At 60.0% G+C, this 20,685-nt stretch carries 18 protein-coding genes; 5 read left to right on the forward strand and 13 right to left on the reverse strand.

Going from position 1 to position 20,685, the window contains the following annotated elements; translation table 11 throughout:
• Together rpmB and ACUIAF_RS04860 are read right to left on the reverse strand one after the other, a co-directional pair.
• The gene (gene rpmB / locus ACUIAF_RS04855) at nucleotides 1-195 is read right to left on the reverse strand and encodes a 50S ribosomal protein L28 (RefSeq protein ID WP_015021347.1); all 195 of its coding nucleotides are present in this window, start codon (nucleotides 193-195) and stop codon (nucleotides 1-3) included.
• A 124-nt stretch (nucleotides 196-319) separates the two neighbouring features.
• Nucleotides 320-1,348, reverse strand: coding sequence for a helix-turn-helix transcriptional regulator (locus tag ACUIAF_RS04860; protein ID WP_445337931.1), 1,029 nt, complete (start codon nucleotides 1,346-1,348; stop codon nucleotides 320-322).
• 393 nt (nucleotides 1,349-1,741) lie between these two features.
• Between ACUIAF_RS04860 and ACUIAF_RS04865 the strand changes: the two genes are divergently transcribed.
• Nucleotides 1,742-2,557, forward strand: coding sequence for an ABC transporter ATP-binding protein (locus ACUIAF_RS04865; RefSeq protein WP_445337933.1), 816 nt, complete (start codon nucleotides 1,742-1,744; stop codon nucleotides 2,555-2,557).
• Here ACUIAF_RS04865 and ACUIAF_RS04870 read toward each other — a convergent pair.
• Nucleotides 2,517-3,188 carry a sugar O-acetyltransferase gene (locus tag ACUIAF_RS04870; protein WP_373637641.1) on the reverse strand — a complete coding sequence of 224 codons (672 nt, stop codon included), beginning with the start codon at nucleotides 3,186-3,188 and terminating at the stop codon, nucleotides 2,517-2,519. The two genes, ACUIAF_RS04865 and ACUIAF_RS04870, sit on opposite strands and share 41 nt — an antisense overlap.
• Nucleotides 3,189-3,389: 201 nt before the next feature.
• Here ACUIAF_RS04870 and ACUIAF_RS04875 point away from each other — a divergent pair, with 201 nt between their 5' ends.
• Together ACUIAF_RS04875 and ACUIAF_RS04880 are read left to right on the forward strand one after the other, a co-directional pair.
• Nucleotides 3,390-3,842, forward strand: coding sequence for a GNAT family N-acetyltransferase (locus ACUIAF_RS04875; protein WP_445337935.1), 453 nt, complete (start codon nucleotides 3,390-3,392; stop codon nucleotides 3,840-3,842).
• A complete protein-coding gene (locus ACUIAF_RS04880; RefSeq protein WP_445337937.1) occupies nucleotides 3,839-4,744 on the forward strand; it encodes a mechanosensitive ion channel family protein in 906 nt (301 codons plus the stop codon). The genes ACUIAF_RS04875 and ACUIAF_RS04880 overlap by 4 nt, the downstream gene beginning before the upstream one ends.
• Nucleotides 4,745-4,833: 89 nt before the next feature.
• On the opposite strand, the gene ACUIAF_RS04885 is transcribed toward ACUIAF_RS04880, so the two are convergent.
• The 9 genes from ACUIAF_RS04885 to leuC form a co-directional block, all read right to left on the reverse strand.
• Nucleotides 4,834-5,982 (reverse strand): D-alanine--D-alanine ligase family protein, encoded by a 1,149-nt coding sequence (locus ACUIAF_RS04885; RefSeq protein ID WP_445337939.1) that lies wholly within the window; start codon nucleotides 5,980-5,982, stop codon nucleotides 4,834-4,836.
• Between the two features lie 295 nt (nucleotides 5,983-6,277).
• Nucleotides 6,278-7,279, reverse strand: coding sequence for an NAD(P)H-dependent glycerol-3-phosphate dehydrogenase (locus tag ACUIAF_RS04890; protein ID WP_198203644.1), 1,002 nt, complete (start codon nucleotides 7,277-7,279; stop codon nucleotides 6,278-6,280).
• Nucleotides 7,280-7,392: 113 nt separating this feature from the next.
• Nucleotides 7,393-8,286 carry a lysophospholipid acyltransferase family protein gene (locus tag ACUIAF_RS04895; protein WP_445337941.1) on the reverse strand — a complete coding sequence of 298 codons (894 nt, stop codon included), beginning with the start codon at nucleotides 8,284-8,286 and terminating at the stop codon, nucleotides 7,393-7,395.
• A 14-nt stretch (nucleotides 8,287-8,300) separates the two neighbouring features.
• Nucleotides 8,301-9,632 (reverse strand): UDP-N-acetylglucosamine 1-carboxyvinyltransferase, encoded by a 1,332-nt coding sequence (gene murA, locus ACUIAF_RS04900; protein ID WP_198203642.1) that lies wholly within the window; start codon nucleotides 9,630-9,632, stop codon nucleotides 8,301-8,303.
• Nucleotides 9,633-9,771: 139 nt separating this feature from the next.
• Entirely contained in the window at nucleotides 9,772-10,824 is a 1,053-nt protein-coding gene (locus ACUIAF_RS04905; protein WP_181415544.1) for a CPBP family intramembrane glutamic endopeptidase, read from the reverse strand.
• A 103-nt stretch (nucleotides 10,825-10,927) separates the two neighbouring features.
• The gene (locus ACUIAF_RS04910) at nucleotides 10,928-13,615 is read right to left on the reverse strand and encodes a CPBP family glutamic-type intramembrane protease (RefSeq protein WP_445337943.1); all 2,688 of its coding nucleotides are present in this window, start codon (nucleotides 13,613-13,615) and stop codon (nucleotides 10,928-10,930) included.
• Between the two features lie 167 nt (nucleotides 13,616-13,782).
• Complete coding sequence (locus tag ACUIAF_RS04915) at nucleotides 13,783-14,745, reverse strand: CPBP family intramembrane glutamic endopeptidase (protein WP_015021335.1); 963 nt, start codon at nucleotides 14,743-14,745, stop codon at nucleotides 13,783-13,785.
• A gap of 113 nt (nucleotides 14,746-14,858) precedes the next feature.
• Entirely contained in the window at nucleotides 14,859-15,545 is a 687-nt protein-coding gene (gene leuD, locus ACUIAF_RS04920) for a 3-isopropylmalate dehydratase small subunit (RefSeq protein ID WP_015021334.1), read from the reverse strand.
• 52 nt (nucleotides 15,546-15,597) lie between these two features.
• Nucleotides 15,598-17,001, reverse strand: a complete 1,404-nt coding sequence (gene leuC / locus ACUIAF_RS04925) for a 3-isopropylmalate dehydratase large subunit (protein WP_445337946.1) — start codon at nucleotides 16,999-17,001, stop codon at nucleotides 15,598-15,600.
• 151 nt (nucleotides 17,002-17,152) lie between these two features.
• Between leuC and ACUIAF_RS04930 the strand changes: the two genes are divergently transcribed.
• Entirely contained in the window at nucleotides 17,153-17,941 is a 789-nt protein-coding gene (locus ACUIAF_RS04930) for an IclR family transcriptional regulator (RefSeq protein WP_110416810.1), read from the forward strand.
• Nucleotides 17,942-17,968: 27 nt separating this feature from the next.
• Here ACUIAF_RS04930 and ACUIAF_RS04935 read toward each other — a convergent pair whose 3' ends face one another.
• Nucleotides 17,969-19,450, reverse strand: a complete 1,482-nt coding sequence (locus ACUIAF_RS04935; RefSeq protein WP_445337948.1) for a serine/threonine protein phosphatase — start codon at nucleotides 19,448-19,450, stop codon at nucleotides 17,969-17,971.
• 228 nt (nucleotides 19,451-19,678) lie between these two features.
• On the opposite strand from ACUIAF_RS04935, the gene ACUIAF_RS04940 reads away from it, so the two are divergent.
• On the forward strand, nucleotides 19,679-20,638 hold the full coding sequence (locus tag ACUIAF_RS04940; protein ID WP_445337949.1) for a polyprenyl synthetase family protein: 960 nt from the start codon (nucleotides 19,679-19,681) through the stop codon (nucleotides 20,636-20,638).
• Nucleotides 20,639-20,685: the final 47 nt, after the last annotated feature.

Here is a 20,685-nt window from a genome sequence, read left to right on the forward strand (position 1 = left end):
TCAGGCGGCGATGCGCTGCACCTTGCCGGCCTTGAGGCACTTGACGCAGACACGCAGACGCACGTTCTGACCATCAACGGTGGTGTGCACCGACTGCAGGTTGGGGCGGAAGATGCGCTTGTTCCGGATATGCGAATGAGAAACACTGTAACCGGTCTGCGGGCCCTTGCCGCACACCGCGCAACGAGCTGCCATGATGACTTCCTTTACGTTGTTTTCCAAGTCGTCCCAGGTGTTCTTGTCCGCAACACAAGGCTACGGATGAACACACAACTTTATTAGACTACTACATTCCATTAGGTAAGGCAAATTAAAGGTCTCAGGCACGCGGAGGCTTGCGGAAGATGCCAATCAGTGATTGGAGCACTCCGCAGAACACTCCGCCGATGATCCAGATGGCCCAGAATGGGATCCGCCAACCGAAGAGGTTGTCATAATTGCCCGAGAAGAGCATGGTCAGGGCCACCAGCGTGCAAAGGCCCATGATGGTTCCGCTGATGGCATTGCTTACCCGGTGCTCGTAACGATAGGTATCCCAGCGACCGTCATCGACGGAATCAACCTGTCTGTTGTAGGCTCGCAGATTCATCATCCTATGGCTTGTTCCGGCGTGGATCAGCAGGAAGATCCCCAGAGCCAGAAGAAGGAAGAAGACAAACCCTCTGACCTGATTGGACCAGCCCCAGATCAGGTATCCGGCAGAGTTGATACCCACATCCAGGAGCACGACAGCCAGACCGCAGACCAGCTCCCAGGTAGTCTGCCTATAAACTCGCGAGCGCTCCTCATCGGTATAGAAATCCGCCACATAGGGATGCCTGCGGCGAAAGTCCTTCCTTGTGGAAACCGCCGGTATGAGACAGGCCAGACCCAGGACGATGCCGATCATCAGAGCAAGAAAGGCCAGACCATTCTGTGCGTCGGTCGGCTGGCTGACTCCGGCGAAAAGACCACCGAAAGCCAGTCCCAGCATGATAAGGGCAATTCCGAAAGCCATCCGAAGACTGTAGACATTGCTGAAGGAGGCATAGCCGGTCACGTCTTCCATAGCAGACGGGACAGGCGGCATAGTCGCATGAATTGGCGGAGTCGTCTGGGTGGCATCCTGATGGTCTGGTTTGGACGTATGCTGCCCGGAACCCGGATGCCGAACATCGCCCAGGACCAGGTCATCAAGGGTGCAGCCGAAGAGGTCACAGATGGCCAGGAGCTTGTCCATCTCAGGATATGCCTTGTCCGACTCCCACTTGGACACCGCCTGACGGGACACCCCCACCAGCATGGCCAGCTGCTCCTGAGTCATATTGCGCTGCGAACGCAGATACTGCACGTTGGTTCTGAAACTCATAATGTTCTTTCTCCCGATCGGCAGAATGCCGATTCAACCAGCAACGAGACCATGATGAAACGTGCAGGGCTCCGACCGCCACCAGCTTTGGGTTGCATCCGGCCAAAGACACCGATATTTGCCGTCAACCGACGGTTGCATCCTTGCAATTTCAAGGGACTAAGCAATCACTGAATCCCTGTCATCCTGATGACGACCCGCCCATCATTCCCCCTTCCGGCAAGAGATGCGACTCCTCTACGTACACGATACATACTCTTCAGGAGGGAATGGGAACCCTGCTGATTCCACCCTGAATCGTCCCCGATTCGACCCTGAAAACACCCTGACAGGAACTCTCGCCATGGTCTTATAGAGGTAGAGGCCGGATAGGAAACGACCGAAAGGAAGGCAATGATGCAGCATCGGATGGTTAAGGATCCATACGCACAGACCCCACTTATTCTGAACAAGATCTGCTATGACTATGGAAGGCGGCAGAAGCAGGGCGCCCGGGTATTGGACGAAATCAGTCTGGAATGTCAGGCTGGGACCTGGACGGCCATCATGGGTCCTTCAGGCGCCGGCAAATCGACCCTTCTCTATTGCGCCGCGGGACTGCTCCAAGTCAGGCAGGGCAGTGTGGCCATCGCCGGTGAGGACCTGACGCGAATGAAAGAGTGGGAGCTGACCCGGCTCCGGCGCGATCATATCGGCTTCGTTTTCCAGGACTATAACTTGGTGAACGCCTTCACCTGCCTGCAGAACACCATGCTGTCCAGCCTCTTCGGCGGCAGGAAAATCTCCGCCCAAGCGGCCCTGTCTGCCCTGTCGAACGTCGGCCTGGAGGGGTATGCCAACACCTATCCGGCCGACATGAGTGGTGGCCAGCAGCAGCGCGTTGCCATCGCCCGGTCCCTGGCTGCCAGCCCGGAAATCATCATGGCCGACGAACCTACCGGCGCCCTGGACACCCATAGCTCGCGGGAGGTTATGGACCTCTTCGATCTGGCCGTCCGCAGCGGCCAGACCATCCTCATGGTGACCCACGACCCCAACGTCGCCGCCCGGGCCCACCGCGTCATCTTCCTCCAGGACGGACGCATTCAGGCAGCATGCCCGGGCGGAGACCCACAGACCATAGCCCAGCAGCTGGCCAGCATGGATGCTGTCCCAAACGAGGAGGCCTTCAGCCCTCCTCTGGCAGTTCCATCCGATCAGCCTCGGTGATGGTACGAATTACCCGGCAGGGCACACCCACAGCCAGGGAGTCAGGGGCAATGTCATGGGTGACCACGGATCCGGCACCGATGACCGCACCATCGCCGATGGTCACTCCCCCGGCCACAGTCACGTTTGACGCCAGCCAGCAGTTGGATCCGATAGTGATCGGAGCCGCCAACTCGTAGTCGTAGAGGGAGCCATCCTCATGGCGCCTCAGGTTCCGTTCCTGCCACCGCAGGGGATGCAGGGGGGTGGCCAGGGTGACATTGGGGCCGATCATCACATCGTCGCCAATCTGCACAGGGCAGGTATCCAGGACAGTGAAGTTGAAATTGGCGAAGATGCGCGAGCCAAGCTTGGTGAAGCATCCATAGTCGAAATAGATAGGCCCCATAAAGTCAACATCCTGACCATGTTCGGGCACCAGCTCGTCCAAAAGCCGGTTACGCAGGTCCCGCTCCTGCTCAGAAGATGCGTTGAAAAGACGGCAAAGTTCGTGGGCCTTGACCCGCAGCTGGCCCAGTTCGGGATCCGAGGCATCATAGAGCTCGCCAGCAAGCATCCGCTCCCTCTGCGAGCGCCAAGCACCTTTACCGGCTCCGCCAACAACACCTGTCAGTTTTGAGTCCTTGTCCATGGCCATCCAATCGTTCCCGCGTCACTTCAATGTCACTTCTGCAAGTTTGCACTGCTTGCAGATTCCCCACCCATATAATCGTCTGGGTCAGACAGCAGACAGCCGCACGTACCGGTCGTCATCCTGTTGCGGATATCCGTTCACGCCAAGGGTCAAACTTGGTAGATTGGAGGCAGCGGAGGACCCTGGCGAGGAGGAAGCATGCGGTATGAGGTGAACAAGGCCATTCCCGAGGATGCCAAGGCCATCCGTAAGGCCGTATTCGTAGAGGAGCAAGGCTTTCACAACGAGTTCGATCGAACCGACGATGCCAGCCTCCATATTGTGGCCTATGACGGGGATGAACCCGTCGGGGTATGCCGGATCTTTCCCGACCGTGGCAAGACATGGACCCTTGGTCGGTTGGCGGTGCTGAAGCCTTACCGCGGTCAGCACCTGGGCGCCTATTTGGTAGCCAAGGCTGAGGAAACCGCTCGGACTCACGGGGCCGACCGGCTCACGCTCCATGCCCAGGAACGGGTGGAGGGCTTTTATAAGTCCTTGGGGTATAGGGACATGGGCATTCACGACCAGGACGAGGGATGCCCGCATATGTGGATGGACAAACCCCTAACAGTCGGCACCGGAAACAAGGCAGAGGACCAGGCCTCATGAATCTGACCGTCAATTTTACCAGCGAAGTTCCTGCACTAGCCAGCACAAGCATCACAAGCGCCAATCAGGACAAGGATCCCATGGGCAGGTCGGAACAGGCCATCTCCAGCTTCAGCGATGCCATCATCTACTGGTTCCGCCAGAATTTCGGAAAGATCATTCTTCTGATCGTCGTGGCTGTCTGCGCTGCCTTGATTTCCAAGATTGTGGCGGCGGCCATGCGGCGTGCCCTGGAACGGACCAACCTGCCCAGTGCTTCCATCTTCGTCAACATCGTCCGCGCCCTGATCTGGATCTTCGCTGCTGCCACAGTCCTGCAACCCGTCTTCGGGATCAACCCATCCACAGTGGTCGCCGCCCTGGGCGTCAGCGGCCTGGCGCTCTCCTTCGGATTGAAGGATACAATTGCCAACATCGTCGGCGGCTTCGGACTGATGGTCAGCAAGGTGGTCCAGCCCGGCGACATCATCACCATCCAGGGCACCACCGGAACCGTCCGCGACGTGACTTGGCGCCATACCATCGTCATCGACAGGACCGGCAACCAACTGCTGATCCCCAACTCCATCCTCAACACCACGGCGCTCGAGAAAATCACCGAGGCCGGCGAGGCTGCCGCCACGGTTCCCTTCACCCTGCGAGGGAATGCCGATATAGCCAAGTCCTCCCACTCCATTGCACAGGCGGTGGCCCAGGCAACCAAGGGCATGGCCATGCAATCCAACCCGCCCATTGTCCAGCTCCAGGGCTTCACCCCTTATGGCATCAAGGGCCAAGTGGTCATGTTCGCCAAGCAGGGTGTCATCGCCGCCGATATGCAGGATGCCGCCACCCGCGCACTGGCCGGCCAGGACTACCTGGTTCAGGAGGCCGAGCTCCAGACAAAAGACATTGAACATTAACCGGATGATCTTCTCCTCCTGCGGGAGAAGTGCAAAAGCGGCATCTCTCCCTCTCCCAAGATGCCTAAACTACGGAAGAGACTCCAGCGTCAGGCTGATACACCCTCAATCAGATCAGTAATCAGATCGGTGTATGTGATCCCCGTTGCCTCCCAGGCCTTGGCATACATGGAGATGGGCGTAAAGCCAGGCATGGTGTTGATCTCGTTGACAATGACCCTGCCCTCGGGTGTCACAAAGCAGTCGACACGGCTCAGACCGACACCGTCCACGGTTTTGAAGGCTTTGGAAGCCAGGTCGCGAACCTTCTGAAGAGTTTCCTCCGGCAGGTTCGCAGGAACCTCCACGTGGGATGCGGAGGAGTCCACATACTTGCTGTCGAAGTCGTAGAAGGCCTCGTCCTGATCAGCCTTATCCAGCACCACCTCGCCAGGCCAGGCTGTACGGGGCTCTCTGTCCCTGCTCGAGGCGAGCACAGCGCATTCAATCTCCCGCCCTTCAATGCCCTCCTCTATAAGGACCCGCCAGTCATGCTTCGCGGCCTCGGCGACCGCAGCAACCAGGACTTCGACTTGAGGCTCTTCCACCTTGACCACACCAAAGCTGGATCCTGCACGGGAAGGCTTGACGAAGAGCGGGTAATGGAGCCCTGCCTTCTCCACAGCGGCCAGTAGGTCGGCTCCGGATTGCTGTTGACGGGAGTCTATGGTGATACCGGGAGCCACGGGTATGTCGGCTTGGCTGAGCAGGATCTTGGTGTAGTGCTTGTCCATACAGGCAGCAGAAGCGAAGACACCACATCCGACGTAGGGCAGACCCATCATTTCAAGCAGACCCTGCAGGGTGCCGTCCTCGCCGTAGGGGCCGTGCAATACTGGAAAAACAGCGTCAACATGCCCCAAAGGCTCCAAGGAACCCGCCGTCCTCGAAGGTTCGGCTCCAGAGACCAGGTCGGCATGGTAGCCGATCAGAAACCCATCCCTGCCACGGGCCATGTCGAGAATGACCGGACGGCTGCCTTCGGTTATCTGCACGGTTGGCAGACTGGCATCGCTTAGACCCCACTGCCTGGGATCCTGGCCGCCGATGGTCCATCGGCCGTCCTTGGTGATGCCAATCGGGATGGGCTCGTATCGGTCGGCATCAATGGCATTGAGCACGCCGGCAGCCGACACGCAGGATATGGAATGTTCGTCGGCACGCCCACCATAGAGCACCACAACACGTTTCCTGACCATCATCCCTCGGCTTTCCTCATCCTGGACATGAATTCCAACCTCATGCACATGCCCGGGCAGATACATCACTCAAGACAGCAGAATATCCCTTTGACGGGCGGCAGAGACTGGTCAGGGGCGCTCATCCACAAGCTTGGCACGAACACAGGCCTGATGGAGCTGACGCAGGCACCAGACGAGACAGACATACTGTCTGACTCGGGAAACCGTTCATTGCCGAGCAAAAGGTTGATAGCGCCCGCTTCACAGTCTTCGCACACCTATAGCCTTCAGAATTTTCCGACTGTCGCCAGACTCACTCTGTAGTAATCTGTCCGCCGAACAGCTCGTCAATCATCCCCCGGCAGCTCAGACCCTGATCCAGTACATGGCTCATGGCCGTAGCCAGCGGGGTCGCCACCTGGTAGCGCTTACCCAGGGCGACGACAGCATCGGTGGTAGGCACGCCCTCAGCAACACCCTTGCTGACGCGAGTGGCTTCCTCAATACTTTTGCCCTGACCCAAGTTAAAGCCAAAAGTGTAGTTCCTGCTCAGGGACGATCCACAGGTGGCCACCAGGTCGCCTACCCCGGCAAGACCGGCGAAGGTTTTGGACTTGGCCCCGCAGGCCTCCCCCAGGGCGGTGAGCTCAGCCAGCCCCCTGGCTTGGATCATGGCAGCCGTGTTCTCCCCGAATCCCGCCCCCCGTGACATCCCAACAGCCAGTGCAGTGACGTTCTTCAACGACCCGCACATTTCCAGGCCGATCACATCGTCCGAGACGAAGGCCTTGAAATAGTCGGTCGTACAGGCACGGGCCACTCTCATGGCGGCATCTGGATTAGCGCTGGCGACCACTGTGGCGCTCGGCTCGCGGGCGGCCACCTCCTTGCTCAGGTTGGGGCCTGAGACGGCTGCGAACCTGGTTGAATCCAAATCCAGCGTCTGGCAGACCACCTGGTCCATCCGCCTGTCCGTACCCCGTTCAATCCCCTTCATCAGAGAAACAGCAATGGCATCATGACCCAGCAGACCCTTGAATTCAGTCAAAGCCTCACATGCATGCTGAGCGGCAATGGCCACGACAACGATTTCAGCCCCCGAGACGGCCTTGGACCGATCACCCTCAGCGATGATGGTATCGGGCAGCTTCTCCACAGTCGGTAGGCGGCGGGTATTCGAATGCTTACTGTTGATTTCGTCCACGACATCCAGATCGATGTCCCACATGACCACCTGATTGCCTGCGTCGGCCAATACCTGGGCAAAAGCGGTCCCCCATGCGCCTGCTCCCAATACCGCGATCTTCGTCATCATTCTCCTTTGCATAATGCCGTGCGCACGGGAACGCCGACTAGCAGCCTCATTCTTATCTCTACCATCCTATGACACCGCCGCCAGGCAGGGGGAATTGGAGGTGCGTTCCGGCCTTATTGCTCGCTTCTGGGCCGACGAGTCATGGTCACATAATCGAAGTATCCAGCCGCCGGGGGCTCCTCGCCACGAATCTCAGCCATGACCTCCTCCATCCGGTTTCGCAGGCGGACACAGAGGGCATGCACGGACTGCTTGGGTGGTTCCGCACCCCATTGATCCATGTCTTCCAGTAGGTCGGAATAGTCAAGGAGCCTGTCATAGCACATGACCACGTTCTTCCGCGGCCAGGGCCACTTGTGATTGATCGAAGCCGCCCCCCAGGTGATGCTGGGGTACAGAGGAACCATGCGACCCAGCTGCCGCGAGGCCTCTAAGGCGATGAATCCGACCCCGGGCTTGAGCGACATGGGCCACTTCAAAGGGTCACGGGTCACAGTCCCTTCAGGCCAGATGGTCAAAGGCCTGCCCGAGGTAATGATGCTGATCGACTCCTCCTCAATCGACCTGGCCTTACCGGACTTGCGCTCCACCGGCTGCATGCCGACCATGCGGAACCAGCTGCCGATCAGGGGCCAATGGGCCATCTCGGCCTTTGCCATATAGCGGGGACGACGACCTTGGTGAAAAAGGGCCATCATAGGAATGAAAACGTCGAACTGGGTCACGTGGGTGGCGGCAGTGATGAAGGGGCCGGTCTGCGGCACCCGCTCCAGCCCCCAGGCATAGACCCGGCAGGAGTCTCGCACCACCTGGGAGACCCCCCATAGCAAACGGGTGGTTCCCACCGGATGCTGACCGTCTATCTCGTCTAGGTCCGGCGTGCGGTGACCAGTGGGATAATAGCGAGTCGGATCCACCAACCTGTGCCTCTGAGCCAGCAGGGCCACCTGCTGATCGGGCAGGGCTGGCACAGCGGACCGAGGGGAGGGTTTACCTTTGGAAGCCATCTATACCTGCCGGATCAGTCGATCTGCGCGTCCAGGGCCAGTAGCTTGTCGCGGAAGTCCTCGTAGCCGCGGTCAATCAGGGAGATGCCGTGAACGTTGGAGGGGCCGGATGCCGTCAGCGCGGCAATCAGGTGGCTGAAGCCGCCACGCAGGTCGGGCACATCGATGTCCTGGCCGGTCAACGGGGTGGGGCCGAAGATGACTGCCGAGTGGTTGAAGTTGCGCTGCTGGAAGCGGCAGGGCAGAGATCCCAGGCACTCCTTATAGAGTTGGATGGTGGCACCCATCTGAATCAGCGGCTCGGTGAAGCCGAAACGATTCTCGTAGACGGTCTCATGAACGATGGAAAGACCCTTGGCCTGGGTCAGGGCCACCACCAGGGGCTGCTGCCAATCAGTCATGAACCCGGGGTGCACGTCGGTCTCGATGGCCACGGGGCGCAGGTCGCCACCCGGATGCCAGAAGCGGATGCCGTCGTCGCGCACATCAAACTGGCCGCCGATCTTGCGGAAGACGTTCAGGTAGGTCATCATGTCAGGCTGGTGGGCGCCCTTGACCATGATGTCGCCATGGGTAGCCAGGGCGGCGGAGGCCCAGGAGGCGGCTTCGATTCGGTCGGGCAGGGAGGTATGGGTGAAGCCCTTCAGGGAGGGCACACCCTCGATGCGGATGGTTCGATCCACGTCCACGGAAATCTGCGCGCCCATCTTCTGCAGAACCGCCACCAGGTCCATAATCTCGGGCTCAGTAGCCGCCCCTGACAGCTCAGTACGCCCCTCAGCCAGGACAGCCGCCAGCAGGGTCTGCTCCGTCGCACCCACCGAGGGGTAGGGCAGGTGAATCTTGGCTCCATGCAACCCGTCTGGCGCTGTGATGTGGATGCCGGCCTCATGCTCCTTGTCGACATTGGCCCCCAGTTTGCGCAGGGTCTCCAGATGGAAGTCAATGGGCCTGCTGCCGATGCGGCAGCCGCCAAGCACGGGAATGAAAGCCTCTCCCATCCGATGCAGAAGCGGCCCGGAGAAGAGGATGGGTATGCGGGAAGAGCCCGACAGGGTGTCCACATCGGCCACGTCGGCCAGCTCCACATGGCTGGCATCAATGGTGACTACGCCCTCCTGTGGACGGACATCCACCTTGACACCATGCAGCCTCAGCAGGTCGGAGACCACCTGGACGTCGCGGATTTCAGGCACGTTCTTGAGCACTGATACACCAGGAGCCAGCAGGGCGGCAACCATGGCCTTGCTGACGAAGTTCTTGGCCCCACGGACCTGTATGGTGCCATGCAGGGGCCTGCCGCCCACCACATGCAGTACATCATCCTGTGTATTCACCTTGGGCATTTATCGGCTTCTTTCTCGTATCCGCTCAGAGCCGGGCTTTGGCACAACATCGGCCCTTATTGCAAGTCTGCCACAGGGGGTGTGGGGACACCGTGAATTGTCGCCTCGGGCATAGAGCGTCCACCCAGTCAGATGCTGATCAGGCGCCTGCTGAAACGAAGGGGGTCAGCATCGTGAAGCCCATGATCAGCAGGAACATGACGAAGAATGGGCAAGCCCAGGCACCATAGACGTTCGAATACGTGCGGTTTTCCTGCAGAAACGCGATAATCCGATGGCGGTCCAGGTAGAGGACCAGCACGGCTGCCAGCATGCCTACCAGCATCATGAGCACGTTGACGTAGGAGGACATGTTGTCGCTCATAAACCCGAGCAGGAGTTGCAGCCCGTCGCTGACGACCAGATTGTTGAACACGTGCAGGGCCATGGACCAGAAGATGGAGTATTCGCAGGCCAGATAGCCCAGGAGCAGACCCATGATGAAAGCAAAGAACCCCTGGCCCAGATCGCCGTGGAAGAAGCCGAACATGACAGCGGAGGTGACGATGGCGAAGACATGGCCGTAAGGCTTCAGCGCGTGCAGGATGGCACCTCTGAAGACCAGCTCCTCGATGACGGGGGCCAGCAGGCTGACGTAAATGAACATGGGTATGGTACCCGAGGCCTGCTGAATCTGCTCAGTCGTGGTCCAGGACTGCTGCACTCCCAACTGCGCCGTGGTCCAGTCCATGCCTGACTGATACCAGCCGGCCAGGGTCTGCCCTGTCAGCGTCAGCGCAAAGCACCCCAGCAAAACCTGCCAGGTCATGGGATGCAGATCAGTGTGGAATATGCCCATAGGGCCGGAATCGCAGATCTGCCGACGCCGAGTGAAGACCAGGAAACAGAGGCCTGTGCAGGCGGAGATCAGATTGATGATGCCCGCATACTCCTTGTCGACATGGCTAATCACATATATAAAACCCGAGTGGGCAGGCACTGGATCGAAAACGGCATTCCACTCCATCTGAGCCAGAACACCGAACAGAAGGCCGACGCTGTTGGTGATAAGCAGGTAGACCAACAGCAGGGCGGCCTGACGGTTGAGCATTCCCCTGGCCGCACTCATCCATGCGCGATCCGCCGCACCTCGTCTGGGCTTATGAGTCTGCCCAGTCCCTGGCGCGTCGGCCGCAGTCGCTGTCTGCCCCATGTCACCATGCCCTTTCATGATCCTCTGCAGGTTTGGCCATCCGGCATTGTCCTCCAGCTTGTCCAAGTCTACGCCACCACCGGCAGACCCAATGCGTTATGCGCTAGAGCAGACCGGGTACGAACTTGAAGACTGTCAGCAGCAGGCAGAGCAGCAAATAGAGCAGGAACCAGGGCTGCCTCCAGGAAACGTATGTTCCCCTAGGGGCCCGATAACGCCGTCGGTAGTCCAAAAGACTGGCGCGGTGCAGGAAGAACATGACCAACCCAGCCAGGACCAAGACCAGTGCCACTGCCAAAATCGACAGACGAGCAGTTCTCGGGGCGCTCATCAGATAACGGTTGGGCAGGCCGCTGAAGAGCAGATCGCCGACCACGCGGGCCCCGATGGCCCAGATCAGACCATACTCCAGGGAGCAGTAGCCCAGAGCCAGCCCCAGCAGGAAGATCCAAAGCCCAGAGACCGGATCACACTGGAGCAGGGCGCAGAGCAGGGATGCGGTCAGGATGGCAAAGACCCGGCCATACCGACGCAACCCGTTGAGAATGACGCCACGGAAAACCAGCTCCTCAGCCAGAGGAACCACCAGAAGAGCGTACAGGGCCATCGTCGGCGAGGAAGCGCCGGTGACCAGCAGGCTGCGCGAGGCCAGGGAGGGGATGTGCAGAAGCAGGCAGAAGTGGTTGAAGAACTTGTTCAGTTCATGAACCATCCCCTGGCCAAGCAGGAGCACCGCTACAAGAGCCAGCAGAGCCGCCAGCGTCATTCTTCTGTCTGTTCGCCAGTGGACAGCGTCCCGCCCTCGCTGATCCTTACCTCGAATAACGCTCCACTCTGAGATGCAGGCATATGTCAACGCCAGCAGAACCGACAGGAGGGTTATTCCATCGGACAGGAAGGCGATGGATCTGGGATCCTTGACCTGCTCCATGATGACTGGCAGGATCATCCCCGAACCGACCATGAGCACCAGAACCGATATGGCCAGATAGACAAAAGCGAAGGCAGCCTGGCCATTGACGGCGTGGAGTACCCCCGAACTGGCTGTGTAGGTGGTGGACTTTTGCGCAGCGGGCTTAGCCGTCTGCGACTGAGCCTGGGGCTGGGCCTGAGCCGCAATTGCAGCAGATGGCGTGACAGCGTCAAGTTCACTTGGAGCAACAATCGACTGCGAATTGGCCGGTACCGGTCGGCTTGCTCCTGCGCCGGGTCCTTCCGAAGCATTGGAAACGACCCTGGGCGCTGCCGCCTCCACTGAAGTACGGGTACGGTTTTGAGCAGAACGCCGCTTGGACGACCGACGGGCTCCGTCGCTCCCTTCCTGACCTCTGGCGAAAAGACCGAGATGAAGGCCACCAACACGTTTGCGAGGACCACGCGAAGAACGTGTCGGTTTGGTTGCGTTCTTCGCGGCGTCCCCAGTCTCGGCGGACTCGGTCTTGGCGGCCACGGCAGCTGCAGCAGCCTCTGCAGCCTTGGCGGCAAGGGCCACAGAAGCGCCTGGAGAGGATACGGATGTGGGCGAAGAGGCAAACTGGACGACCGACTGCGTCCCTGGAGATGCGTTCACAGCCTCTGAAGATTTAGAGGGGGCAGTCTGAACGGCAATGCCTTCTTGGCCGGTCTGCAAGGGCTGACCGACATGATCTTTCTGCGCGAGCGCCGTCCCTTGTCCGCCAATAGCCTTTGACGAAACGACGCGACCACCGGTGCCGTCACCGGCGACTGCAGCAGACTGGGCAACTACACGTGGAGTCGAACAGACCCGACGCCCCTGATGATCGGCTTCGCTGGCCACAGTTTGCGACACAGCATTGCTCTGCCCTGGAGCCGATGAACCAGTTACCGAGGAATCCCGGTCGACATCTGAATGACTGACAACAACCGGTCGGTCGGCGAATACCACGGGGTTTGCTGACGTATGAACAGAGGTTGTAGGCGCAGAGACCCCCGGATTCGGTTTCGCAGACATCGAATCCTCATAGCCGGAAGCCGAAGATGCCCCAGCCTTGGCCACTGTCTTGGTTCCGACTGGTTCAACTGCAGAAGCAGCAGGAACAGAAGCTTTGGAAGACTTCTGCTCAATCTTGGAAGGTGCCGGAACGGTGGAATCGACAGCCTTTACAGAGGATGCGGAAACAGATGTGGTCTTGGCTATGGAAGCTGCGGATTTGCCTGCGCGGGCCCCTGCGGACGGCTTACGACGCTTGCGCATATTCCAAGAGAAGACCGGACCATTGTCCACCTCAGGCTTGGTCCAGGACCAGACAACTTTGGCCGCAGGCTGCTTCGGCTGTGACGAGATCTCTGCGGCCTTGGAATCCTCCAGCTCTCGGCGAGCCACCACGCGCCGCGGGGATGGCTCCTGGCCGGAATCCTTTCCAGTATGCCCGTCAGATGGCAGGTCTGCCGGAGGAAATGTGGGGACTTCCGGTTGATTGGCCACAGTGACCGAGGTCAAAAAATCATAGGATCCGGGAAGCACGGAGGGTCGTTCACCGACTGGCCTGGCACCCTTGCCGCCAGATCCGTCATCATTCAGCAGCGCAGTCTTCCTATGGGCTATTCGTCCCGGATAGGCCAAGCCATCATCCACGGCCTCCCCCGGCAAGCTCAAAGGCGGCAGGTCGATGGACCCTTCCTCATAATCCCAGTGGCGTGCGTAGTCCTTGCTGGCACTGTGGCTTGCAGTCATGAGGGCGATAGAGGAGCGCGACACTTTCCAGCGCCCCTGATCGCTTTGGGCATCGGCAGACTCGCTGCCGCTGTCGCGATCCTCATCATCCCTCATCCGTCGATGATCCTTCCCCTTCATGCACTACCGTACGACCGTCAAGGGCGTCCAGCGACACGAACCTTTCCCCGCGTTCATATCATGACACTACATATCCGAGTCTAGCCCGACCCCGCCCTTCCTCGACAGAATCCCGACAATGAGCCGGCACATCGACTGCCCGGTCAGGCCAGCCCTGGTACGAATTCGCTCAGGGCCATCAGCAGGCATGCCAGGCAGAAGAGCAGGAACCAGGGCGCCCTCCATGAAGCGTAGATCCCCTTGGGAGCGCGATTGCCGCGGCAGTAATCACGGAGAGTCCTGATCTTGAACAGCAGCCCGACGACACCGATCAACAGCACCAGGATCATAAGCAGGCCTAGGCCGATGCGAACCACCTCGGGTGCCAGGGGCATGTACTTGGCCAGCAGACCTGAAGAGAAGGCATTGTTGAGCATGTGCACCAGCAGGGACCAGACCAGCCCATATTCCATGGCCAGATAGCCCAGAACCAGGCCGGAAATGAAACCAAACAGACCCTGGACCAAGGAGCCATGCATGAAGCCGAAAAGCAGGGAAGAGGTAATGATGGCGAAGACTCGACCAAAGCGGCGCAGGCCGTTCATGATGACACCACGAAAGACCAACTCCTCGGCAAAGGGTCCCAGAAGAATGCCATAGAAGAGCATGATCGGCGTTTCCAGGCCGCCGCCATCGTCAGGTGCGGTCGGCGGATGCAGCCCTGTGCCGGACAGGATAGCGCTCAGTCCAGAGTTAGCCGCACTGGCCACCAACTGACTGAGGAAGAAGCAGGCCAGGGCGATAATCAACGCCAGCAGGCTGAATCGGCGCGCAGTAACCCAACGCACCTGGTCCTGGCCATGCCGTTCACGACCTACGATGACCGGCCATTGACTGATCAAGGCAAACAGCAGGGCCAGCACTACGGCGATAACCACTGTCCAGTCCGACAAAGGACCGTTGAGCTGCGCCTTGGACGCATGTGGGAAGAGGGCGGGCAGAACCACCTTGCCTCCCAATAGACCTGCCAGGGTCTCGATGGCCACATAGATGAAAGCAAAAGCACTAAGGGCATTCACTGCCCGTCGAACGCCCCAGTCGTGCACATCGCCGCTGCTGTGCCTCATGATAACCGCCCCTCTTTGCTCGCCAACCGATCACAGTCGGCCAATGACTGTCATTTCCATGGTAAGCGAAAAAGGAGCGGAGGACTCTCATATGAGGGCGCACGGCCCGTCGGTCAGATGATGCCGCGGTCAGCCAGGGGCCCAGGCCAGTCGATTTGGCCCTCTCTGGCTGAAGTGACCGGCTCTTCGGGCATGTGCTGAGCCGGTAGGGTACGCGGCTTGAAGGGGAAGCGCTCAGCCCGCATGCGCTCATAGGCACGGATGTCATCCTCGTGCTGCAAGGTCAGATCGATGTCGTCGTAGCCGTTCATGAGCCGCCATCGCACGTAGTCGTCTACCTGGAAGGGCAGGGTCACATCCGCGCAGGTGACCGTGCGAGCGCCCAGATCCACGGTCATCTCGGTGCCGGGGTCCTCCTCCAGGAGCTTCCAGAGCAACTCCACTGATTCCTGGGGCATGATGGCGGCCAGGACCCCGTTCTTGGCGGTGTTCCCATAGAAGATGTCAGCGAAACGGGGGGCGATGACCACCCGAAAGCCGTAGTCCCGCAGTGCCCAGACCGCGTGCTCGCGCGAGGATCCGATGCCGAAGTCCGGCCCGGCCACCAGGACGCGGGCACCTGAATATTCGGGTCGGTTGAGCACGAAATTCGGATCCCTTCGCCAGGCGTAGAAGAGCGCATCCTCGAAGCCGGTCTTCTTCACCCGCTTCAGGAATACGGCGGGGATGATCTGATCGGTGTCGACGTTGGAGCGGCGCAAGGGCACCCCGACCCCGGTTACAACGGAAAGTGGCTCCATGATGACCTCCTGACTGCTGGATGGCGATGACGATGACGAATGCTCGATAGGCCTACAGATCGGCCGGGGAGCAAATGGTCCCTCTTATGGCGGTGGCTGCAGCCACCTCGGGCGAGGCCAGATGCGTCCTGCCGCCTTTGCCCTGACGACCCTGGAAGTTGCGGTTGGATGTGGAAATGGAACGCTCACCCGGCACCAGTTGGTCGGGGTTCATTCCCAGGCACATGGAGCAGCCGGCGTTGCGCCATTCGGCTCCAAAGTCCTCGAAGATACGGTCCAACCCCTCCTTTTCGGCCTGAATGCGAACTCGCGAAGAGGCCGGAACCACCAGGACGCGATGCAGGTTCTTGGCCTTGTGGTGCCCCTTCATGATGGCCGCTGCTGCGCGCAGATCCTCGATGCGCCCGTTGGTGCAGGAGCCGATGAAGACGGTGTCCACGGCGATGTCCCGGATGGGCATCCCCGGCCTCAGACCCATGTAGTCGATGGCCTCCTGGGCCGCCTGGCGCTTGGCCGGGTCGGCGATCTTTTCTGGCACAGGCACATCAGCACCTATGGGCAGACCCTGTCCGGGGTTGGTGCCCCAGGTCACGTAAGGGGTCAGCTGGTCGGCATCCAGGATGACCTCCTTGTCGAAGACTGCATCCGAATCGGTGGGGAGGGTTCGCCAGTACTCCAGGGCCTGATTCCACATGGCTCCCTTGGGGGCGTGCGGCCGGCCCTCCAAGTAGGCGAAGGTGGTCTCATCCGGCGCGATCATCCCGGCCCTCGCCCCGGCCTCGATGGACATGTTGCAGATGGTCATGCGCGCGTCCATGGACATGCGTCGAATGGCGTCGCCCCGGTACTCCAGAACGTGCCCTTGACCGCCACCCGTGCCGATCTTGGCAATGACGGCCAGGATGACGTCCTTGGCGCCCACGCCGGGCTTGAGCTGACCGCAGACGGTGATGGCCATGGTTTTGAAAGGCTTCAGGCTCAGGGTCTGGGTGGCCAGAACATGCTCCACCTCGGAGGTGCCGATACCGAAAGCAAGGGCCCCGAAAGCCCCGTGGGTCGAGGTATGCGAATCACCGCAGACGATGGTCATGCCGGGCTGGGTCAATCCCAGGACGGGTGCAAAAGCATGGACAATGCCCTGATCCGCGTCCCCCAATGGATGCAGACGGACTCCGAACTCGCGGCAGTTGCGCTCCAGGGTGGAGATCTGCAGAGCCGAGACCTTGTCTGCGATGGGCCGATCGATGTCGATGGTAGGGGTGTTGTGGTCCTCAGTGGCGATGACCTGGTCCAGGTGACGGATCTTCCGGCCTGCCAGGCGCAGACCCTCGAAGGCCTGTGGACTGGTCACCTCGTGCATGAGCTGCAGATCGATGTAAATCAGATCGGGTTCGCCTCCCTGGCCCTTTCTGACCAAATGATCGGTCCAGACCTTTTCCGCCATTGTGCGTCCCATATCGCCTCCTGAAAGCCTACGACCGGCCGGGGCGCCAACCTCATCGGCACCCCGCCGGCCTCTTACCACCGAGTATGGAACTGCCCAACCGTTATGAACTTTTGCATTTCATATACTGAGATGGCATAATTCAACCATGGACACGCTTTCTATGAACGACGACGACAGATACCCCTCCGCAAATGATCCGAACATGCATCAGGAGGAGATTCATTCGGGCGTCGGCGTTCTGGACAAGACGGTGCGAATTCTGGACACCCTGGAGACCGGACCCATGACCTTGGGACAGCTGGTCAACGCAACCGGGTTGGCTCGCCCCACCGCCCACCGACTGGCCATCGCCTTGGAGCGCCACCGCTTCGTTCTGCGGGACGTGCATGGCCGCTTCGTTCTGGGATCCCGCTTCGCCGAACTGGCCGCTGCCGCCGGCGAGGATCGTCTGCTGACCGCATCGGGACCCATTCTGCATACACTGCTCAACCGTTCGGGCGAATCGGCCCAGATCTTCCGCCGCCAAGGTGAGGTCCGGGTCTGCATCGCCGCGGTGGAACGCGCCTCCGGCCTGCGCGACTCCATCCCCGTAGGCGCCCTGCTGTCCATGGAGGCCGGGTCGGCGGCACAGATCCTGCTGGCCTGGGAGGAACCCGAACGCCTCCATCAGGGTCTGCGACACGCCAAGTTCAACGCAGCAACCTTGGCCACGGTCCGTAAACGCGGCTGGGCAGAGTCCATCAATGAGCGGGAAGAGGGGGTCTGTTCCATCTCGGCTCCCATCCGCAACGGATCCGGGCAGGTCATGGCCGCCATTTCCATCTCCGGGCCGGTCAACCGTATGTCCACCACACCTGGAAGACGTTACGCCCCCCTGGTCATGGCCGCTGGTAAATATCTGACCGAAGCCCTGCTACGAGCCTCATCCCCTACCCGTCGTAGGGCCTGAGGGCATTCCTGGCCCTTATCGCCATCCTTACCGCCGTCGGGTGGAGCCCCAGGAGGCGATCAGCCCTGCCAGGGCCGTCAGACCACCAGCCAAGAACCCAGGCCGACGCAAGAGGTTGACTGCATCCCCAGTAGAGGTAGGCACATGGCTCATGGCGAAGGTGTAGACCTTGTGGGATCCGGGCCGCCCCACCAACTGCCCGAACTCCAAAAGTTGGGTGCGAGGATGATGGGGATGGCGGATGTCGAATTCGAAGAGCCGTGCCGCCCGCTTGCCGGGCACCGGACCGTAGGAGCCGAATCCGCATGTGGGCGTAGCCCCCAGAGTCAGTTCACCGCTGCGCCCGACGAAGCCATTGCGGTGGTCATGCCCAGCGAAGAGGGCGAAATAGCCCCGGTTCCGGGTAAGCAGGTCATACTCGCCGCTGTCCTCGTCCGGACAGGAGACTCCTTCGCCCAAGTAGGAGCCCGGGCAGGTGCGCGACTCGTCCAGAATGTAGCAGCGGGAGTCGAAACTCCGGTAGCCCTGGACCGCATAGGCTGTGGTGGCCGGCACCGGCTTGAGCAGATCATAGAACTGGGGAATGGGCATGTGCTGGAAGACTATGGATCGGTTGCCCAGAAGGTCAGGAGCAGCCGCCAGGAAATCCAGGGCCTGGGCCGAAGGTGAGCCGTAACCGCCTGCACGGGCATAGTCACCAGAGTCCACCAGAACCAGGCCCATGACCACCCCGTGACCGTCGCAATCCGCCACAGGCAACGCGAAGGTGCCCGGAGCGCAGACGAAGGCCGTCTGGGAGGGCAGGGCCGATCCGATCAGCGCATGGACCCGATCAGGGTGGGCGACCGTAGCCTCCGGGTTCAGGCAACCGGGCACCTCCCGATAGATGGCATCCATTTGATCCGTGTCCAGACCGCACTGGAAATCGTGGTTACCATAAGTGACGACGAAAGGAATCCCGCGCTCAACCAGTGGGCCTGTGATCAGGCCAACAGTTCTGCGAACCAGGTCCTCGGTGTGTTTGATGTTCTGCCGACGTACATGCTCGGCATCCCTGTCGTCCGCCTGATGCTCCGATTCCCTGCGACTCAGCTCCCTGCGGTCAGCAGCAGATTGGCCATCCTGAATCTTGGAGGAGCGCTTCAGGGAGGCTCCCCCAAGTCCCAGGGCGCCGCCCATGCTCAGACCAGCCGAGTAGATGCCATCCAGGGGGGTGCTCCAACGCCTTTTACGGAAGGTGCGCTCATAGGCCGTGTCGTAACCGGCCACCTGGTTGCCCGAGAAGACCACCAGATCAGGCTTTGCTGCATCACAGGCCGCGGCTATCAGTCTGATTGTGTCCGAAGAGACCTTAGGCCCCTCCTGGACGTCGGCCAGCTGCAAAAGTCTGAACTTGCCCGAGTAGTGGAACTGAAGCCGCCCCAGCCGAGCCGAAACGGACAGCGGTCGATCATGCTCTCCCTCGCCGCCTTGTGGGGAAACCCGATCCGCGTTGTAATGCTGACTCATACATCTAGCCTACTTCACCGGCCTTCGCCTCTGGGCCTATCTATGCAGCCCCCTTACGAATCGGATTCAGGCTTCAGGATCATCACAGTACGACAACACTTTGATGTGAGCTTGACCACAGTGATTACGGCGATAGTCAGGACTGGGGCGACAATCTTCAGGCCTGGCCCCGGTCTTGGTATATTGGATACGTTGCGGTTCTTAACGAGATAGAGGGAGCGTACCTCCATGGCAGAAGGACAAGAGCTCCTGTTGCGCAAGGATCTTGAGCGGGTTGTCAACCGTCTGCACCAGGAACGTACCCATGTGGCTCCCTATCAGGAGGATTACCGTCGACTGCTGGATAACCACGGCAAGATGATTCGCGCCGCCATGGTGATCCTCTTTGCCCGGGCCGGCTCACGAAACAAAGGGCGCCTGGACGATACCGTCATCACCGGCGCCGCCGCCATCGAGATGCTTCATCTGGCCACCCTGGTCCACGACGACGTTCTGGACGATGCCCCCATACGCCGCAACAAGCCCACGGTCCACACCATCCGGGGCAACAAGGCCGCCATCTATCTAGGAGACCTGATCCTTTCACGCTATATGGAGATTATGGCCTCCATCGCCCCTGACACAGCCTTTATCCGCGAGCAAGCCGGCACGGTCTGTGAGATCGTGGGTGGCGAGCTCTACCAGGAGTCAGACCGTCACCACACCCATATAACCATTGACGATTACGACCGGGCCATCTCGGGCAAGACCGCAGCACTCTTCCGACTGGCCTGCCTGACTGGAATCCGCCTTGATGGCCAGCCAACTGACACGGGCCTGGAACGTACCGCCAGAGACTTCGGCAGCAATCTGGGCATGGCCTTCCAGATCATCGATGACATCAACGATTTCGATCTGGATCGCGACACCGGCAAGCCCAAGCTGGAGGATATTCGCGACGGAATCTACACTCTGCCGGTTCTGCTGGGGTTCCAAAAGGATGAGAACTTCAGAACCCTAGTCCAGCAGGACGATCCCGACCAGGTGGTCGACTACTTCAGATCCCATCCCCAACTGATGGAGAGCAGTCGGCAAACCGCCAGGGACTATCTGCAACAGGCTGCGGACAGCCTTGAGGGTTCTCCAGTGGACAAAGGGGTGCGAGACTTGTTGCAGAGGATTACAGCCAAGCTGGCCGCCCAGGTCTGAACGAATCGGTGCAACAGAACCAAAGCAACAAAACCAAAATGAGTGAA

The organism is Bifidobacterium sp. ESL0822 (genome assembly GCF_052606675.1).

Excerpts from the sequence above, each read along its gene's own strand:
- ACUIAF_RS04910 (WP_445337943.1), bottom strand. The coding sequence starts at position 13,615 with ATGAGGGATGATGAGGATCGCGACAGCGGCAGCGAGTCTGCCGATGCC.
- ACUIAF_RS04895 (WP_445337941.1), bottom strand. The coding sequence starts at position 8,286 with ATGGCTTCCAAAGGTAAACCCTCCCCTCGGTCCGCTGTGCCAGCCCTG.
- leuC (WP_445337946.1), bottom strand. The coding sequence starts at position 17,001 with ATGGGACGCACAATGGCGGAAAAGGTCTGGACCGATCATTTGGTCAGA.
- ACUIAF_RS04865 (WP_445337933.1), top strand. The coding sequence starts at position 1,742 with ATGATGCAGCATCGGATGGTTAAGGATCCATACGCACAGACCCCACTT.
- ACUIAF_RS04875 (WP_445337935.1), top strand. The coding sequence starts at position 3,390 with ATGCGGTATGAGGTGAACAAGGCCATTCCCGAGGATGCCAAGGCCATC.
- ACUIAF_RS04915 (WP_015021335.1), bottom strand. The coding sequence starts at position 14,745 with ATGAGGCACAGCAGCGGCGATGTGCACGACTGGGGCGTTCGACGGGCA.
- ACUIAF_RS04935 (WP_445337948.1), bottom strand. The coding sequence starts at position 19,450 with ATGAGTCAGCATTACAACGCGGATCGGGTTTCCCCACAAGGCGGCGAG.
- ACUIAF_RS04905 (WP_181415544.1), bottom strand. The coding sequence starts at position 10,824 with ATGGGGCAGACAGCGACTGCGGCCGACGCGCCAGGGACTGGGCAGACT.
- ACUIAF_RS04885 (WP_445337939.1), bottom strand. The coding sequence starts at position 5,982 with ATGGTCAGGAAACGTGTTGTGGTGCTCTATGGTGGGCGTGCCGACGAA.
- rpmB (WP_015021347.1), bottom strand. The coding sequence starts at position 195 with ATGGCAGCTCGTTGCGCGGTGTGCGGCAAGGGCCCGCAGACCGGTTAC.
- leuD (WP_015021334.1), bottom strand. The coding sequence starts at position 15,545 with ATGGAGCCACTTTCCGTTGTAACCGGGGTCGGGGTGCCCTTGCGCCGC.
- ACUIAF_RS04870 (WP_373637641.1), bottom strand. The coding sequence starts at position 3,188 with ATGGACAAGGACTCAAAACTGACAGGTGTTGTTGGCGGAGCCGGTAAA.
- ACUIAF_RS04890 (WP_198203644.1), bottom strand. The coding sequence starts at position 7,279 with ATGATGACGAAGATCGCGGTATTGGGAGCAGGCGCATGGGGGACCGCT.
- ACUIAF_RS04860 (WP_445337931.1), bottom strand. The coding sequence starts at position 1,348 with ATGAGTTTCAGAACCAACGTGCAGTATCTGCGTTCGCAGCGCAATATG.
- ACUIAF_RS04880 (WP_445337937.1), top strand. The coding sequence starts at position 3,839 with ATGAATCTGACCGTCAATTTTACCAGCGAAGTTCCTGCACTAGCCAGC.
- ACUIAF_RS04930 (WP_110416810.1), top strand. The coding sequence starts at position 17,153 with ATGAACGACGACGACAGATACCCCTCCGCAAATGATCCGAACATGCAT.
- murA (WP_198203642.1), bottom strand. The coding sequence starts at position 9,632 with ATGCCCAAGGTGAATACACAGGATGATGTACTGCATGTGGTGGGCGGC.
- ACUIAF_RS04940 (WP_445337949.1), top strand. The coding sequence starts at position 19,679 with ATGGCAGAAGGACAAGAGCTCCTGTTGCGCAAGGATCTTGAGCGGGTT.